Below are 15,407 nucleotides of genomic sequence, written 5' to 3'. Positions count from 1 at the left end.
AGTTCCGAGTTCTGGGTTTCGAGTTGCGGGTTCAGAGTTTCGAGTTTCGAGTTCCGGGTTTCGGATTCGGGGTATCGGGTTCCGGGGGCCTTAGGCCAGGGCGGCGGTCAGGGCTTCGCGGAGGGCGGGATAGCGGAAAGTGAAACCGTTGCGCTCCGCCTTCTCCGGGAGAACGCGCTGGCTGTGGAAGAAGGTACCCGCGAATTCGCCGAATGCCAGCCTGAGAGCAAATGACGGTGTCGGCAGGATGGCGGGGCGACAGAGGACGGAGCCGAGAGTCGTTGCGAAATCGCGCTGGCGGACCGGATTGGGTGATGCGCCGTTCACCGGGCCATCCAGTCCGGTGTCCAGCAGGTGCAGGTAGAGGCCGACGATATCGTCCCGATGAATCCAGGCGAACCACTGCGAGCCGGACCCCATCGGGCCGCCAAGCCCCATTCGGTAGGCGGGAAGCATCTTCCGGATCGCGCCTCCGTCCCTGTCGAGGACGACGCCGGTGCGCACGGTGGCGACCCTCAGCCCAAGCGATACGGCCTCGTACGCCGCCTGCTCCCACTGCACGCAGGCGTCTGCGAGGAAGCCGTCTCCTGCTTCCGCCGATTCCGTGATGACCTCCTCGCCGCGATCCCCGTAGTACCCAATCGCCGAAGCGCTGATGAGAGCCGCAGGCCGCACGGGCGCGGCGCCGATCGCCTCGACCAGGGCGCGGGTGCCCTCGCTTCGTGACGCCCTGATGGCGGCCTTCTTCTCTTCGGTCCACCGGCCGTCGACCGGTTCACCGGCGAGGTGGATGACTGCGTCCACGGTTGGGAATACGCCCGTCGGGGGCCAGGCGGCGGGGGTAAGGCTGACCGGGTCCGCGGCGACCGGCTCAGGCCGGCGCGAGAACGCGATCACCGAATCGCCGCGTTCAAGAAGGGATTTGACGAGTGATCTACCGATGAATCCGGCCGCGCCGGTCACTGCCACGCGCATAGGATCGTCTCCCCTCAACCGCGCCGAAGATCCGGGGCGCGGTCGGCCTTCTGTTGGGAACGTCAACCAATTGGGGCCGGCCCGTAATCCAGGCCGGCCCACGACGTTGTCTAGTTGATACCTAGGGCATTTTCGGAGCGCCCTTGGCCTTAACCGGGGCCTTGCGCTCGTGCGCTTTGACGTGGACCGTCTTGCCGGTCTTCGTCTTGTACGTGTAGGCCTTGACCTTTACGGTCTTCCCTTTCATGGCGGCCGGGGCCTTGCGCTCGTGCGCCTTCACCTTTACGATCTTGCCGGTCTTTGATTTGTACGTGTAGCCTTTGACTTTGGTGGCGCCGGCTTTCTTGGTGGTTACGGCGGCCTTGCCCGGAGGCGGCGGCACGGGCTTGCGTGCAGGAAATGCGAAGGACGTTGCAGCCATGCTTGCTGCCAGGGCAGTGATCAAGAGACCTTTCAAACGCATCGTGTTGCCATCCTTTCGGAGCAGGGCACGGTTTCGCTAATTCAGAACCGTGCCGAAGACGGTTAAGCGAGAGACCGAAACACAGACGGTCCAACCCCGAAGGGCGAAGCGAGCGGGTACGCTCTCTCGTGCGAAGTATGCACATTTCCGTAGCAATCTTTCAATGGCTGCGCAGATGTGTTGCTCATTCGGGAAAGCGACAGCGTAGTTCCGCGGTTGGACGCCGCGCGCCCTCGCGGTCAACAATAAAGTATCACGCTTCGCGGAGCAGATTTCCTCTCCCGAATCTGCGGGAAAGCACATCGCCGGCTGACACCATGTTTGAACTGTATCTGGATGTACACACTCGGCTCAGCGTTCGCCCCGGCACGCATGGTTTCCTCTTTTCGATGGAGATGGCGGGAGACACTGTGGCGGACGGCTTTCGCCTGACAGACCGCGACGGTGGGACCGTGTTCTGGACCCGCGTCGAGGTGGATGAGGGGGCGATGCTTCTGACCGGGGTGGTCGACGATCGCTGGAAGGTTACCGCCGAAATCTCCGTTGTTGGCGAAAGGTCCCCCCGCGCCGCGTGGAGCGTGCAGGCGATGTACGTTGGCGATGCCGCGATTGAAACCGGTTTCGATGCCGAATGGTCAGTTCATATTCAGAACGCCGAGCCGTTCGTGCCCGGCATCTTCTACGGCGAGAATCGCCCGCGCGGGCGCGGCAGCTACCCCCGATGGTCGGCCGAATTTGAACCGGAAGACCGTGCCTCTTCGCCGACCTGGAAGTTCCGGACCGACCGCACGATGACGCCGTTGGTGATGCTGCGGGCCGAAGGGCTGTCTGCCGCGTTAGTGACGTCGGACCGGTTCAGCCATGGCGCGTCGGGAATCGGATTCTCCGCGGACGCAACAGCGGCGGCGCTTTCGGTGCATTTTCCCTATCGCGAGGAACCACTTCGATACGCCCCGTTCCACCTGGAAGGCGATGCGGCGGAAGCGCCGCTGTTCCGGATAGCGCCCGGCGAAACGGTTTGCTTCTCGTTCGAGGTGTATGCGGGCGCTGCTGGGAGTCGCTCGCTCCTCCGGGACACCTACGTGGACGACCCGCAGTGCCTGAATCCGTGGATGCCGGGAGCCGAGGCTTCAGAACTCGCCGCGGACGGACTGCTGAACTGGCACTATGACCCGGCCAATTCCGCGCTATACGAAACCGCGGGGTTCGACCGGTATTTTCGTCCCGGGTTGCGACAGTGGGATCGAAAGCATATGCACGTCGCCTGGGTCAGCGGCCTTCCCTACGCGTATGCGCTGGCGCACCACGGCGCTCTCACCGGGTCCGCACAGCAAGTGAACGCGGGGTTGGACGTCATCGACGAAATCGCCGGCGAGGGCATCGCTCCGGCAGGAATGTTCTACCCTCAGTGGACCGAAGATGCGGGATGGACGGGTGGCTGGGTAGACGATGATACATTGCCCCCGGTGGCGCAGAGCCGCACCATCAGTGAAGCAACCTGGTTCCTCCTCAAAGCCTTGACCGATCCCGAAGGCTGGGCCATCGGGGATCGATTGACGCGTTGGGAGAATGCCGTTCGCACTAACCTCGACTACGCGGTGAAGATTCAGCGCGAGGATGGATCGTTCGGGACGTATTATAACCTGGAAACGGGCGTGGTGGAGGAATGGAACGGCGCGGGCGGGCTGATGTGGATACCGGCGCTGCTGTTGGCGGCGCGCTACCGCAACGCGTTCGGCAGCCCCTTCGCGCACGCGGCCGATTACCTCGCGGCGGCCTCGCGCGCCGGGATCTACTATGCGCAGATGATCCGAACGAAGCATCTCGCCGGTGCGCCGGAGGACGTCCCCTACGGTGTGACGTCGGAGGACGGATATAACGCGCTCATCGCGATGATGGGCCTGTACGAAGAGACGACGGACGACTCCTGGCTTCGCCTCGCTTGCCAGGCGGCCGATTATGCCCTCTCGTTCCGGATGTCGTACAACGCCACCTTTCCGCAAGAGACGCTGTTGGGACGATACGACTTCCGGAGCAAGGGAGCGGACATCGCGTCGCCGTGCAATCAGCACCTCCACAACTACGGCTACATTTGCATCCCCGCGCTGCTGCGTCTCTGGCGCCTCTCGGGCGACGATTTCTATTTCGCCCGCGCCCGCGATCATGTATTCTGCTTCCGGCAGTTCGTGGCACGTGGGGACGGAGATTTCAATGCGCGGCGCGGGATGGTGCCGGAACAGTTGTTCCACACTGACTGGACTCACCCGAAGGGTATGGTCCTGCCGCTGGCGCATTCGTGGTGCGCGGGCTGGATCATCCTGGTGGAGGATTGGCTGCGCGACTGGGGTACACTGTTCGTAGACCCCCTCAATGAGAAGCTCTACGTCATCGAGTCCGTCGAGATACTCGACGAGGACTGGGAAGGCGGCGTTGTCACGATCCGCAACCCGTGGAATCGTGACGTTGATCTGACGGTGGTGAATATGGCCAGCGCGGAGCGCGCGATCTTCCATCTGCCCGCGTGCGAGACGCACATGTTCCAGATCTCGGGCGCGTAGGGGGCAGGCCTCTTCGTATCGGCCCTGGCGTCGGAATGCCGCGTTACTCCTCCACGGGCTCGCCCAGGGCGCGCCGTTTCACCACGCGGTCTTTCAGCAGAAAAACGAGCGGGATGCACATCACCAGAAGCACGAAGCTGAGGCGAAACGTGTATTCGAACGCCATCACCGCTGCCTGCTTCCAAACGATCCCATTGATGGTTGCGAGCGCTCGCGCTTGCGCGGTTACCGCGTCATTCCCGAGGCTTCTGTAGTAGCCCTGCAGGCCAACCATTCGTTGAGTAAACGCCGGGTTATAGGCGTTCGCATACTCCGCCAAGTGGGTATGCATCGCGGTTGTGTGCTTCTCCAGCAGCGTCGCGAATATGGCGATCCCGAAGCTGCCTCCCAATTGCCGGATGAGGTTGTACAGGCCGGTCGCATTGGTCATACGCTCCCGCGGCACGTTGGAAAGCGCCGATGTGGAGAGAGCTACGAAGATCATGCTGAAACCGACGCCCTGTATCAGTTGCGGGATGATGAGCTGCGTCAGGTCTGTCCGGTCGGTGAAGTGTGCCATCATCCAGACCGCATATGCCGCGATCGTCAGTCCGCCTGTCACCATTTTCCAGGTACCCAGTCGGTTGAACGCCAAACCTATGATCGGCATCATCGCCATCATCGCGAGCGTGCGCGGCATCAGCGCGAGGCCCGATTGCAGAGGGGTAAACCCGAGCAGCGTTTGCATATACAGCGGCAGCAGGAATATGCCCGAGAAGAGGCTCAGGCCCAGTACGCCGCCGATGAAAGTGCCGGACGCGAACGGAAGGTTCTTCAGGAGGCGCAGGTCCACCGCCGGCTCGGATATCCGGAGTTCCCACCAGACGAACGCGCCAAGGCTGCACGCAGCCACAATCGTCAGCACGACGATGAAGGTGGAGTAAAACCAATCGTTGGTCTGCCCCTGTTCGAGCAGCGTCTGCAGCGTGGCCAACCCAACCGCCAGCAACCCGACGCCCGCATAATCGATCCGCAGCGGCTGCCGCTTCAGGTATCGTGGATCGTGCACAAAATGCCATACCATCAGCAGCCCGATCAGCCCGATCGGGATATTGATGAAGAAGATCCATCGCCAGGAATAGTTGTCGGTGAGCAATCCGCCGAGGCTGGGGCCAATCGCCGGCCCGATCATGACGGCGAGGCCGTACAGCGCCATCGCCAGCCCCTGCTCCTCCACGGGGAACGTCTCGCGCAGGATGGCCTGCTCGGTCGGCTGAAGAGCCCCGGCGCCGATCCCCTGAATGCCACGGAAGATAACCAGCATCCCGAACGTCGTCGCGTTGCCGCAAAAGAACGACGCAACCAGGAACAGGATGAGGCACGCCATGTACACGCGCTTGCGGCCGAACAGGCTGGCGAGCCACGCCGTCAACGGCATGATGATGACCAGAGAGATCAGGTAGGCGGTCGAAATCCACGTGACCTCGTTGATGGTGACGCCCAAGGTACTCTGGATGTGGGGGAGCGCGACGTTGACGATACTGGTATCAATGGCGCCCATCAGGGTGCCAACGGTAACTGCCAGCGCGATGATCCATCGGTTTGCCGGTGCACGCTCGCCTTCGGACGGGACCGCGATTTCCCTTGTTGGAGATTGGTTCATCTCAGGCACATGCGCCTGCACGTTCGGGCGGCAGGCCACCGAGCGGAATGGCGCCTACTATTTGGTGTTTGGCCTGCACCCTGAAGCACCCATCCATAGCGCGTCAGGTTGCATGATGCCGGTTGAGTCATTCTATGTCCGTAAGCACCCAACCTGGGGGAACGACGGTCAACGGCTGGGTTTTCCGGATACCAACCGGCGTCCAGAGATAGCTGATACCGATTCGCAATTGTGGTCGTCCTGTGGCTGCGTGCCTGGGTGGAAGGGGAGGTCACGCAGGTGTAGGCGGAAACAGTAGCTTAGCATCGCTTCTGGAGCAAGGTCAGCGTCCGGCCGCAGGGGTTGATGATACAGTTGCCCCCCCCGCCTGACGTCTGGAATGGCTGGAATCCTCGACAGCCGTTGGAAAGCGGGAAATTGCCGGCCAAGCCGTGAAGAGCGTGGAACAGACTGACAAGAAAACGGTGGAGGTCACGTATTACATGCCGCCACCGTTTTCCGGTAACTCATCTGGTTAGAACCAGCACCAGGAGTGGTACACCCGCGGGGACTCGAACCCCGGACCAATTGATTAAGAGTCAACTGCTCTACCAACTGAGCTACGGGTGCGGAACCTTCCTCATTATAACCACTGGCCGGACCCCCGTCAAGCGTGCGAAACCCGCCCTGCCGCCCCGTCGCGCCCACCGCGGCAAGACCCGTGCCCGGCCGACTGGACGCCGGTCCTGCCACGCCGCCACCAAGTATGTCCCCCCGGGTGAGCCCTCACCCGTTGGGGGGCGCCTCGTGTGTCATCCACCCAGATTGGGGCCGAACTCCCCCAAAACCTACCCGAACGGGTAGGTAATAAACTACACTTTTGGGTAGTAGCGGATTACACCTAAACCCTGATACAATTGAGGTGTAGGAGCGGAAGCAGGGGACCATAAGCCCGCTCCAGCAGCAGACCGGGAGACGAAGCGTACCCGCTTGCAAACCCTCCCACCCAGGCCCGGGGGAATCCGGACCAACCTGATCACTCAATGTCCGCCGCAGTCCTCAAAGCCTGCGCCGGCCGCGACCAGACCGGCGCTCTCGAGACCCGAAAGAACGACACGAACCCGCGATGAAACTGGGAACCACTCTAGCTATCGGCGCACTCGTTCTGGGCACACACGCCTTCGCACAGTCTTACGGAACGACGGGCAACACCAGAGTGCCGCCCGATCCACCGATCGGCCAGCCCTACGTCTTCGCCACCTTCGCCGAGGACGCAAGCTACAACATCGGGTGGGACAGGGCGGTGTATGGCGCGCTGGTTGAAGACAACAAGGCCGGTTTCAACCTCGAAGTGGACGGACACGGCGGCGGTGCGGAAGACACCGTCAACCTCGCGTGGGCTGCCAACGTGCCGTCCCGCGTGGTCCTGGTACTGGATCAGGGAAGCCTTCCCGGTATCTGGACGATGGAGGCCGGCGGCAAGATCGTCACGTCGCCCGATCCGCTGGTGTTGACGCGCAATCCGAACGGAAGAAGACCGACGAAGCAGGTGCTGGTGCCGGTCACTGTGAGAGTATCTGGCGTCACGATGTCGGTTCCCGCCGGGAATTACGGCGCAACGCTGAGCATCACGATGGTCCAGACCGACATAACCGGGAACGACCCAACCATTCCTAAATGGTAGGAGCATGGAAACGGCAAGGGCCGTTCCGCCCGGGTCCGGGGGCAGCCGGACCAAATGCGATATGGCAACGGACGGGAGCCGCTGCCAAAAACGCCCGGCGCCAGGGCTGAAGAAACCCTGGCGCAGAACAGCGGAATGCGGAAGTCCGGGCCACTAACCACAGGACAACCGCGAACACAACCATGTTGCCTTTCGGCAACCGACCCGCCATCCTTTAGAATGGATGGCATGGAGATTGAGTTCCAAATGAAACTCGGAATTTTCATCGCCGCCGGCGTCCTCGCCCTCGGCACCGCCGCGTTTGCATCCAACAATGCCGCGACCAGCAACACCACTGTGCCGGTCAACTTGACCGTCAGCCCGTACGTCTTTGCCGCATTCGCCGTCGACGCCTCCTACAACACCGGTTGGGACACAACCATTTACGGCGCGAATCTAGCAAACAACAAGGCCGGATTCAGCATCACCGTCGATGGCAACGGCGGCAGTGGTAGCGACACAGTGAACGTCGCATGGGTCGACAATGGCCCTTCGACCATTAAGTTCGACCTAGACTTGGGCTCCGGCGCGACCGCGTTGCCCGGCAGTTGGCTAATGCAATTCGACGGCGCCCCTGTGGCCCCGCCACTGCAAACCCTCATCACGACCAATCCTACCGACAATAACAAGAAAATCCTTGTGCCAATGACGCTTACGGTGAATGGAATCACTACCGCTACAGCTACGGGCAGCTACGTCGGTACGATGAAGATTACGGCGGCCACTAACCCGTAACGTGACTCGCAGCAGGCACAACTGCTAACCCTTGACTCTCGTGCAATCTCTGCCACTGGATAGATTGTAGAGACGGCAAGACCCGAGGTGGCGGGGAAGAGGCTTCGATCTCTTCCCCGCCGCTGCGCTCAAACCAATGCAGCTTTGGAGGTATAGGTCCCATGAAGCACATCCCACTACCATGCACACGCGCGGTTTTAGTCCAGAGCCTGCTCGTGCTCCCAGCTGTGGCTCTTACTCAGCATGCGGTCTGCGCCCAGGGGTTCAGCGCACAGCCCATGCTACTCTCAGTCACTGGCCGCCCGGGAAGCACCGTGGTGAAACGCCTCGAATTGCGAAGCGCGAGGGCAGATGCGAACACCAGGATCACATTGAACGCCACAAGAGTCGGCCAGGATGAAGGTGGGGGTCCTACCCAACTGGCGCCAAAGGACCTGCAGCAAAACAACGGGAAAGTGGCCGCCCGCTCCTGTTTCGACTGGTTCACGCTCAGCGCCGATTCGGTCGACTTAGCACCGTTGGAAACCAAGACCGTCAGTGTCACGATCAAAATCCCTCAAAAGGCAAGGGGATACTACTACGCTGGAATTGCCGTAACGCAGCGTACACCTGGCGCAGGCCGTTTGGCCATAAACGTGGAATTCACGTTGCTGCCACTTGTTATGGTGACTGTGCAGGGTCCACCGGTGCAGCAAAGGATTACCCTCACTGGTGCCGGGATGAAGCTGGTTCCGCGGTCGGCGACCAAGCAGGCTTCGACAGCGGTCGCGCTGAACATCGAGAATCAAGGAGAGACTTTCGTTCGCGTTCGTGGGATGGTGGAGATCTACTACCTGACTGGCGGTGCATGGCGAAGGATAACCCAGGCTGACGTTGCGGAACGCGGAATGTTCCCCGGTGTTGTGCTTAGCCCAACCGCAGATATCAAGCGTGCGCTCCCGGCTGGCCACTATAAGATCAGTGGACGCCTGTACGTTGATAACCGGCCGAGTGGAAGGATTGACCAGGAGATCGACTACGCTGGCGATCCAGCTGTGGCGTCTGTGGCTACAGACGCGAGCCTGAATGTGAAACCGGCTTCTGTCATTATCGAAGCCACGCCAGGGAGCCGCAGGTCAGGCACTTTGGTGGTGCAAAACCCGAGCCAGGAAGCAGTGCAGGTGACATGCGAGACCGTTGCACCCCCCGAACTGAACAGTGCAACCGACGGCCAGATCACCGGCGCCAGCTATTCCTGTGCCGCCTGGGTTGTGCAGACACCCCAGGCTTTTGCGATTAGAGGCGGCGGCAGCCAGACCGTCCGGTTGGGGGTGGTCTACCCCGAGACGGCTCCTGAACGGGCAAACTACTATGCGAACGTAATTATTCACGCCACTTATCCTAACGGACAGAGCGCTGGCGATTCCCAGGCGCAGGTCATCGTCACAAACCCGAAGGTTGAGGCCGTTCCCAACGCGGCGCCGGTGAAGATGAATCTGACAGGTCAGGGAGCGGACGCTTATGCTGTCGTGGCCCAGTTCGCTAATACAGGAAACACTCACTTCGATGCGACTGCAACTGCATCGGTGAACCCGGTCATGGGCGATCCGGTCGCCAGGATAAAACTGGAGGCGCCGTCGAAGACGATCCTGCCACTTTCAAGTCCGCAGTTTTCCGGTGTCATCGACTTCAGCGCGGTGAAATCCGGCGCCTACTCATTGAATGCCGAGATGGCGTACGGGGGGAGCAAGTCCGTGCGGCAGACGCTTCCGATAAAGGTGGAGGTAAGGAGCGGACGGCGGATCGTCTCTATTATGGAACAAATCAAGGGGAAGCCCGCGCCCGCTCCGGCAAAGCGGCCCGCCGTGAAGAGGGGCTAATAAACCCATACCGGACTCTCCGAGATACTGACAGGAACGTATGAGAAACTCACCGAGGCTGCTGCAACTTGCCGTTCTGACCTGCCTGTTCGCTTTCGGGTCGCCCGGTTTCGCCCAGGCGCCGAAGGCGGGGCCAAAGACCCCTGCGAAGTCGGCCAAGGCCGCGCCAAAGGCGAAACCCAAGAGCACGCCTAAGCCGGTCGCCGCGCCGCCGGAGCCAACCCCGCCGGTCGCAACGCCGGCGAGCGGATCGGGGACAGAGGCCCAACCTACCGCCCCGGTGACTGCGCCCCCCGTTGCTCCGCCTCCGACACCCGCGCCCGCGCCCAAGCCTGACGGGACCATCACCAACGTTTTCGCAGCGACCGATCTCGTCCAGGCCCTTTCAGACGTGTCCCAGGCCGCCGGTGTGACCATCATAGCGGACAGCACCGTTCAGGGAACGGTCACGGCGGACCTGAAGAGCGTGCCGCTCGAGAAGGCGCTGAACATCCTGTTGCAGGCCGGCGGCTTCGCTTTCGCCAAGGTCGATGACTATTACCTGGTGGGGCTGCCGGATCCTTCCAATCCCAACTACAACCTGCTCACACGCAACGACATCGTGGACTTGAAGTACATGGCGCCCAATGTCGTGATCGGCATGTTGTCGAACTCCTACGGCAAATACCTCGCCGCCGAAGGCGATGCGCCGCAGCAACCCATTGATTCGTCGCAGAGTCGCTCGAGCACGCGTATGGGCACCCCGCCGGGGATCCAGACCCGCTCCGGCGGGATAGGCGGCTCGTCATCCTCCGGTCCACAGCGTTATCGTCTCGTTATCACCGCGCCGCCGTCGATGATGGACCGTATCAAGTCGGAGATCGCCAAGGTGGACATTGAGCCCGCACAGGTCATGCTCGAAGCCCAGGTCATCGAGGTATCCGACGATGCCTTGAAGGAGTTCGGAATCGACTGGGCGACGCACTGGCTGCAGCAGGACCTGCTTGGGACGGGGGCATCCCTCCTGTATTCCAACGTCGCCAAGACCGAGATGGTCTCTCTAAAGGCCCTCATCACCAAGGGCCGGGCGCAACTCCGCGCAAACCCCCGCGTGGCCACCGTTGAAGGGCAGACGGCGGAGATGGAGGTCGGCAAGGAGACCTACTACGCCATCCTGACGGGGTCAACGGCGTACCAATACGCAACGATCGAGCAGATAACGTCGGGCATTTTGCTCCGCATCACTCCACGGGTGCTGAAGGCCGAGGGCGAGATATCGGTTCGCGTGGAACCCGAGGTCCGGGACGTCACCGGGAAGGGGCCCAACGGCCTGCCGGAGATTACCATGCGCCGCGCATCCACCACGATGCGTGTGAAGGACGGGCAAAGCATCGTGATCGGCGGCCTTGTCAATGAAACGGCGGATCACACCGAAAGCAAGCTGCCAATACTGGGTGATATACCGCTCCTGGGGCAGTTGTTCCGCCACGGGAAGACAGCGAAATCACGCACAGAGGTTGTCATCGTCATCACGCCGCACATCCTGGACGGAACCGAAGTCTTCGTCGATCCCGACAAGGCGAAGGAGAAATGAGATGTCTGTAACCGGATTGTGTCGCGCCATAGTGGCGTTCGCTCTGCTGGCCGCACTGGGCATATCGGGGTCGGATTCCTTCGCGGCCGGGCAGCCGAAACGCCCGAATACCACGCGCGGACGGGACGCCGGGGGTCAGTCGGTCCCCGTCTTTCTTACCATCGAGCCGTACGTGGGGCTGGAGGGGTGCGGTGCACTGATTACGTCATGTCGTGCCCTCGCCTTTGTGCCACCCCCGTGCGACGGCAAGTTGAAGACAGTGGTGAACACTTTTACGCTGAAACACAATCTGTACCTGTATGCCACGGCGTGGCGGTGCGGCGGCCTCGGGGGCAACTCGTGTCCGCCGTCCGACGGGAGCAAGGTGCTCTACAAGATCGAGTTCATCGCCAGCGGCGCCACTACGCCGTTCTACACGTACGGCTTCGTTTCTCTCCCTTCCCTCAGACCGATATCCCTCGGCTCATTGGATCCGGGCCGGACGCTCGGCCGGGTGACGGTCAGGGTCACCCGCCAGGCAACGAAGCCGAGCTGGCTCCAGGGCGATTGGCTGGCCTTCGAATTCAATGGGGCGTAGTCCGGGGACCCGGACACACCACTCGCCCAAAAAGTGATTGACAGAGGGGTTGAGCATGGGATAACATAGTAGAGGTAAGCTGGTTCGCCGGCAAACCACGGGTCCTCGACTGGCGAGGCTCCCGCGAGACACACAAGCCACTGCCCGGCGTAGCGTCCAAAGACGCTGCCCGATGGGTGTAGCAGGCACTCCCGGATTAAGGGTTTGCCTAACGTGGCTGAGACTAGTTCTCTCACGGTCCGCGGTGCTGAAGCTTGAACGAGTGGGGAAACCGGGAAATCACGACGGTATTCTGTCGTGCTACGTCAAAGTGACGTGTCGCCCATTCCTCACAGGGGAGTGGGCTATTGGTTTTTGGCCCCACTCCATCGTTCAATGCCACGCGGAAGAAAGCGTATATGGGCACAGGCAGAGGAGAGCCTCCTAGTTACGGAGGCCTTCTACAACCAGACGTGGCGTAAGCGCGTAACCTGACCCTCCCCCTCCGGGAGACCGTGTTACCCTCGCTATCGCCACGAGCAATCGATGGTGATGCGAGGGGTGAGGCACGGCTCTCCACCCTGCGGCGTAATTGCGGCAGGCTTGGCAAGTCCCCTTAACCTCTTCACTCGACATCCGTCCCGACCGTTTCGCCCTGTACGGGCCGCGGGCGGGCAACCCGAACGAACGACCGTCAATGGAGACGGCACGGAGCAGGGAATGGCAGTGAAGCAGGACATCGCGAAAATCGGCGCCGCAACCGCGGAGGCCGCCAACGGACCGTCGGGTCGCGTGGCGCGCACTCCCTGGCAACGGCGGATGTTCACCTTCGCCGTCGTCGCGGGGCCCGGAATCATTGTGATGGCCTCCGATAACGACGCGGGCGCGGTGTCAACGTACGTGCAGGCAGGCGCTCAGTACGGCCTGAAGCTGCTCTGGCTGATTCTGCTTCTGCTGCCCGTAACCTATTTCGTGCAGGAAATGGTTGTGCGGTTGGGGATCGTCACCGGCGAGGGCCATGCCGCGATGATTTTCCGCCGTTTCGGCAAGCGGTGGGGCATCTTCTCGCTGTACGACCTGCTGCTGGTAAACTTTTTGACGCTGGTGACGGAGTTCGCGTGTATCGCAATGGCGGCGCGGGCGCTGGGAATGTCGCCTTATCTGGGCGTGCCGCTGGCGGCGGGGGCCTTGATGGCCCTGGTGCTCACCGGCAGTTACAGGCGCTGGGAACGCGTAACGGTGTTCCTCTGTATGCTGGATCTGCTGTGGGTGGCTCTGGCGTTTGTCTGGAAACCGTCGTTTGGCGCGGTCCTTGATGCCACGTTCACGCCCAGCATACCGGCAGCCGGCATCACGGGCGGGTTCATGTTCCTGGTGATCGCCATCGTGGGCACGACGATCGCGCCGTGGCAGCTCTTCTTTCAGCAGAGCTGCGTAGCGGACAAGAGGCTGCGGGTTGCGCAGTTGGGCTATGCGCGACTGGACACGCTGGTGGGCGCGTTCATCGTGATCGCGGTAGCCGGATGTATGCTGCTGGCCGGCAACGCGGCAAAACAGAGCAACGTTCCGTTTACGGATCCGGCGCAAATGGCGGTGGCGATTGGCCCGCTTTACGGCCGTTTCGCCAAGAATGCGATCCTGTTGCTGATGGTAAACGCTGCCGTGCTGGGCAGCACGGCGATCTCGCTGGCGAGTTCGTGGGCATACGGCGAGGTGAAGGGCTGGCCGCACAGCCTGCAAATGGGCTTCCGACAGGCGCCCAAATTCTATGGCCTTTACGTGGCCAGCATCGCGGTGGCGGGCGGCCTGGTGCTGATTCCACGCGCACCGTTGCAGTTGATAGTACTGAGCGTGCAGGTTCTGGCGGGCATCCTGTTGCCAAGCGCCATTATCTTCCTGCAACTCCTGCTGAATGACAGGGATGTTATGGGCGACGATTACGTCAATAAGCCCTGGAACAACTGGGTGAACTGGACGATCATCATCGTTCTGTTCGGACTATCTATGATCCTGGCGGCGCAGGTTATCGCGCCGCAACTATTTCCGACCGGATAGGCCGGAAAATCACAGAAAGAGGGGTACACGCCAATGGCTACCTTGATGAACACCAAGAACCATGCTACCTGGACGGTTGTCCACCCGCTGGACGACACGCCCGAAGTGAAGCGCAATACGGAGGACCTCGGCCCGATGCCGATGACTCCCAGTGTCAAGTACTCTCTGTTCGCCCTTCAGGGCTACCTGGTTGTGATGCTGCTCCTCGTAGCGTACCACGTCTTCGGTCTCGCGACCGCGCACGCAGCCGCCATTCACTAAGATGAAAACCAAACACGGATTGCGGTAGCGATTCTCACAACCGCTACCGCTTTTCCGGTTTTTGGGTTCCGCGTTTCCAGTTCCGAGTTCCGAGTTCCTAGTTCCGGGTTCCTAGATTCGAGTTCCGAGTTCCGGGATCGCAATTTCTCCGTATCCTCATTTCCCCGTTAGCTCATTTCCCTGTTACCTCATTTCCTCGTTTCCTCATCCGAATAGCGAGGGCTGCTCCGGCGGCTCGTTCACCGGGTACAAAGGCTTCTCCAGCCCCAGATCGTGCATCAGCAACCCGATGGTGTCCGGGCTGAAACCGCTGTAGTGGTTGTTTGCGAAGACCCAGCCCTCATCCGGGTCCGGGACGGTTTCCGAAAGATCCCGCGCCCACCCGTGCACATCCTCCGTGCGGTCCTGCACCACCTTCCCGATACTCGTTACCTTCTTGCGGTTGCCAAGCAGGCGGATGTAAGCATAGTCAGCCGTCCGGACAAGGGATTTGGGCATGTAGTACAGATCCGCTCCCACAAGGCAAATGTTACGCGCCTGGAGCAGTTCCAGAACACCGGGCGTGAACCAGGATCGGTGGCGGAACTCCACGGCCCATCGGAACCCGACGGGAAGCGATCCGAGGAAATCCGAAAAGGCCGGCAGGTTTTCCACGGTCATGTCGGGAGGGCATTGTACCAGCAAAGGACCCAGCTTCGGTTCGAGGGGCGCGACGCTGCGCAAGAAGGTATCGAGATCGGCCTGAACGTCCACGAATCGCTTTTCGTGTGTGATCCGCTGCCAGGCTTTCGCCGCGAATGTGAAACCGGGTGGGGTATCGTTCATCCACTTGGCAACGGCGGATTCACGCGGTGGCGCGTAGAACGTGGTGTCCAGTTCAACGGTGCCAAAACACTTAGCATACTGGCGCAGCATTCCGCCAGGCGGCGTGCCGGGCCGGTAAAACGGGCCCACCCACTCCGTGTACGAGAATCCCATACACCCGAATCGCCATCGATTGCTCATATGCACGGTATAGCACCGCTCCG

At 61.3% G+C, this 15,407-nt stretch carries 12 protein-coding genes, 1 tRNA gene and 1 riboswitch; of the genes, 8 read left to right on the top strand and 5 right to left on the bottom strand.

The window, feature by feature from the left end; all coding sequences use genetic code 11:
• Positions 1–90 precede the first annotated feature (90 nt).
• Both VGM51_11525 and VGM51_11520 read right to left on the bottom strand, forming a co-directional pair.
• Entirely contained in the window at positions 91–975 is an 885-nt protein-coding gene (locus VGM51_11525; GenBank protein ID HEY3413666.1) for a TIGR01777 family oxidoreductase, read from the bottom strand.
• Positions 976–1,096: 121 nt separating this feature from the next.
• Complete coding sequence (locus tag VGM51_11520; GenBank protein ID HEY3413665.1) at positions 1,097–1,438, bottom strand: hypothetical protein; 342 nt, start codon at positions 1,436–1,438, stop codon at positions 1,097–1,099.
• 317 nt (positions 1,439–1,755) lie between these two features.
• Between VGM51_11520 and VGM51_11515 the strand changes: the two genes are divergently transcribed.
• Positions 1,756–3,996, top strand: a complete 2,241-nt coding sequence (locus VGM51_11515; GenBank protein ID HEY3413664.1) for a hypothetical protein — start codon at positions 1,756–1,758, stop codon at positions 3,994–3,996.
• Positions 3,997–4,039: 43 nt separating this feature from the next.
• On the opposite strand, the gene VGM51_11510 is transcribed toward VGM51_11515, so the two are convergent.
• Together VGM51_11510 and VGM51_11505 are read right to left on the bottom strand one after the other, a co-directional pair.
• Positions 4,040–5,638 carry a DHA2 family efflux MFS transporter permease subunit gene (locus tag VGM51_11510; protein ID HEY3413663.1) on the bottom strand — a complete coding sequence of 533 codons (1,599 nt, stop codon included), beginning with the start codon at positions 5,636–5,638 and terminating at the stop codon, positions 4,040–4,042.
• A 533-nt stretch (positions 5,639–6,171) separates the two neighbouring features.
• Positions 6,172–6,247: transfer RNA gene (locus VGM51_11505), tRNA-Lys, on the bottom strand.
• A gap of 496 nt (positions 6,248–6,743) precedes the next feature.
• On the opposite strand from VGM51_11505, the gene VGM51_11500 reads away from it, so the two are divergent.
• The 7 genes from VGM51_11500 to VGM51_11470 all read left to right on the top strand — a co-directional run bounded on the left by VGM51_11500 (position 6,744) and on the right by VGM51_11470 (position 14,379).
• A complete protein-coding gene (locus tag VGM51_11500; GenBank protein HEY3413662.1) occupies positions 6,744–7,301 on the top strand; it encodes a hypothetical protein in 558 nt (185 codons plus the stop codon).
• A gap of 246 nt (positions 7,302–7,547) precedes the next feature.
• Complete coding sequence (locus VGM51_11495) at positions 7,548–8,075, top strand: hypothetical protein (GenBank protein HEY3413661.1); 528 nt, start codon at positions 7,548–7,550, stop codon at positions 8,073–8,075.
• 317 nt (positions 8,076–8,392) lie between these two features.
• Positions 8,393–9,934 carry a hypothetical protein gene (locus VGM51_11490; GenBank protein HEY3413660.1) on the top strand — a complete coding sequence of 514 codons (1,542 nt, stop codon included), beginning with the start codon at positions 8,393–8,395 and terminating at the stop codon, positions 9,932–9,934.
• 40 nt (positions 9,935–9,974) lie between these two features.
• Positions 9,975–11,507: a type II and III secretion system protein gene (locus VGM51_11485; protein ID HEY3413659.1), complete on the top strand. Its 1,533-nt coding sequence runs from the start codon at positions 9,975–9,977 to the stop codon at positions 11,505–11,507.
• Position 11,508: 1 nt separating this feature from the next.
• A complete protein-coding gene (locus VGM51_11480) occupies positions 11,509–12,084 on the top strand; it encodes a hypothetical protein (GenBank protein ID HEY3413658.1) in 576 nt (191 codons plus the stop codon).
• 97 nt (positions 12,085–12,181) lie between these two features.
• Positions 12,182–12,358: riboswitch (M-box (ykoK) riboswitch) on the top strand.
• Between the two features lie 425 nt (positions 12,359–12,783).
• Complete coding sequence (locus tag VGM51_11475) at positions 12,784–14,118, top strand: Nramp family divalent metal transporter (GenBank protein ID HEY3413657.1); 1,335 nt, start codon at positions 12,784–12,786, stop codon at positions 14,116–14,118.
• A gap of 33 nt (positions 14,119–14,151) precedes the next feature.
• Entirely contained in the window at positions 14,152–14,379 is a 228-nt protein-coding gene (locus VGM51_11470) for a hypothetical protein (GenBank protein ID HEY3413656.1), read from the top strand.
• Positions 14,380–14,583: 204 nt separating this feature from the next.
• Here VGM51_11470 and VGM51_11465 read toward each other — a convergent pair whose 3' ends face one another.
• Positions 14,584–15,357: a DUF72 domain-containing protein gene (locus VGM51_11465; protein HEY3413655.1), complete on the bottom strand. Its 774-nt coding sequence runs from the start codon at positions 15,355–15,357 to the stop codon at positions 14,584–14,586.
• Between the last annotated feature and the right edge of the window lie 50 nt (positions 15,358–15,407).

The organism is Armatimonadota bacterium (assembly GCA_036504095.1).
Classification (GTDB): domain Bacteria; phylum Armatimonadota; class DTGP01; order JAKQQT01; family JAKQQT01; genus DASXUL01.
The sequence above is the reverse complement of the archived record's forward strand: the minus strand, read 5'-3'. Positions and strand labels throughout refer to the sequence as shown.

Coding starts and splice junctions, on each gene's coding strand:
- VGM51_11525 (HEY3413666.1), bottom strand. CDS start 975: ATGCGCGTGGCAGTGACCGGCGCGGCCGGATTCATCGGTAGATCACTC.
- VGM51_11520 (HEY3413665.1), bottom strand. CDS start 1,438: ATGCGTTTGAAAGGTCTCTTGATCACTGCCCTGGCAGCAAGCATGGCT.
- VGM51_11515 (HEY3413664.1), top strand. CDS start 1,756: ATGTTTGAACTGTATCTGGATGTACACACTCGGCTCAGCGTTCGCCCC.
- VGM51_11510 (HEY3413663.1), bottom strand. CDS start 5,638: ATGAACCAATCTCCAACAAGGGAAATCGCGGTCCCGTCCGAAGGCGAG.
- VGM51_11500 (HEY3413662.1), top strand. CDS start 6,744: ATGAAACTGGGAACCACTCTAGCTATCGGCGCACTCGTTCTGGGCACA.
- VGM51_11495 (HEY3413661.1), top strand. CDS start 7,548: ATGAAACTCGGAATTTTCATCGCCGCCGGCGTCCTCGCCCTCGGCACC.
- VGM51_11485 (HEY3413659.1), top strand. CDS start 9,975: ATGAGAAACTCACCGAGGCTGCTGCAACTTGCCGTTCTGACCTGCCTG.
- VGM51_11480 (HEY3413658.1), top strand. CDS start 11,509: ATGTCTGTAACCGGATTGTGTCGCGCCATAGTGGCGTTCGCTCTGCTG.
- VGM51_11475 (HEY3413657.1), top strand. CDS start 12,784: ATGGCAGTGAAGCAGGACATCGCGAAAATCGGCGCCGCAACCGCGGAG.
- VGM51_11470 (HEY3413656.1), top strand. CDS start 14,152: ATGGCTACCTTGATGAACACCAAGAACCATGCTACCTGGACGGTTGTC.
- VGM51_11465 (HEY3413655.1), bottom strand. CDS start 15,357: ATGGGATTCTCGTACACGGAGTGGGTGGGCCCGTTTTACCGGCCCGGC.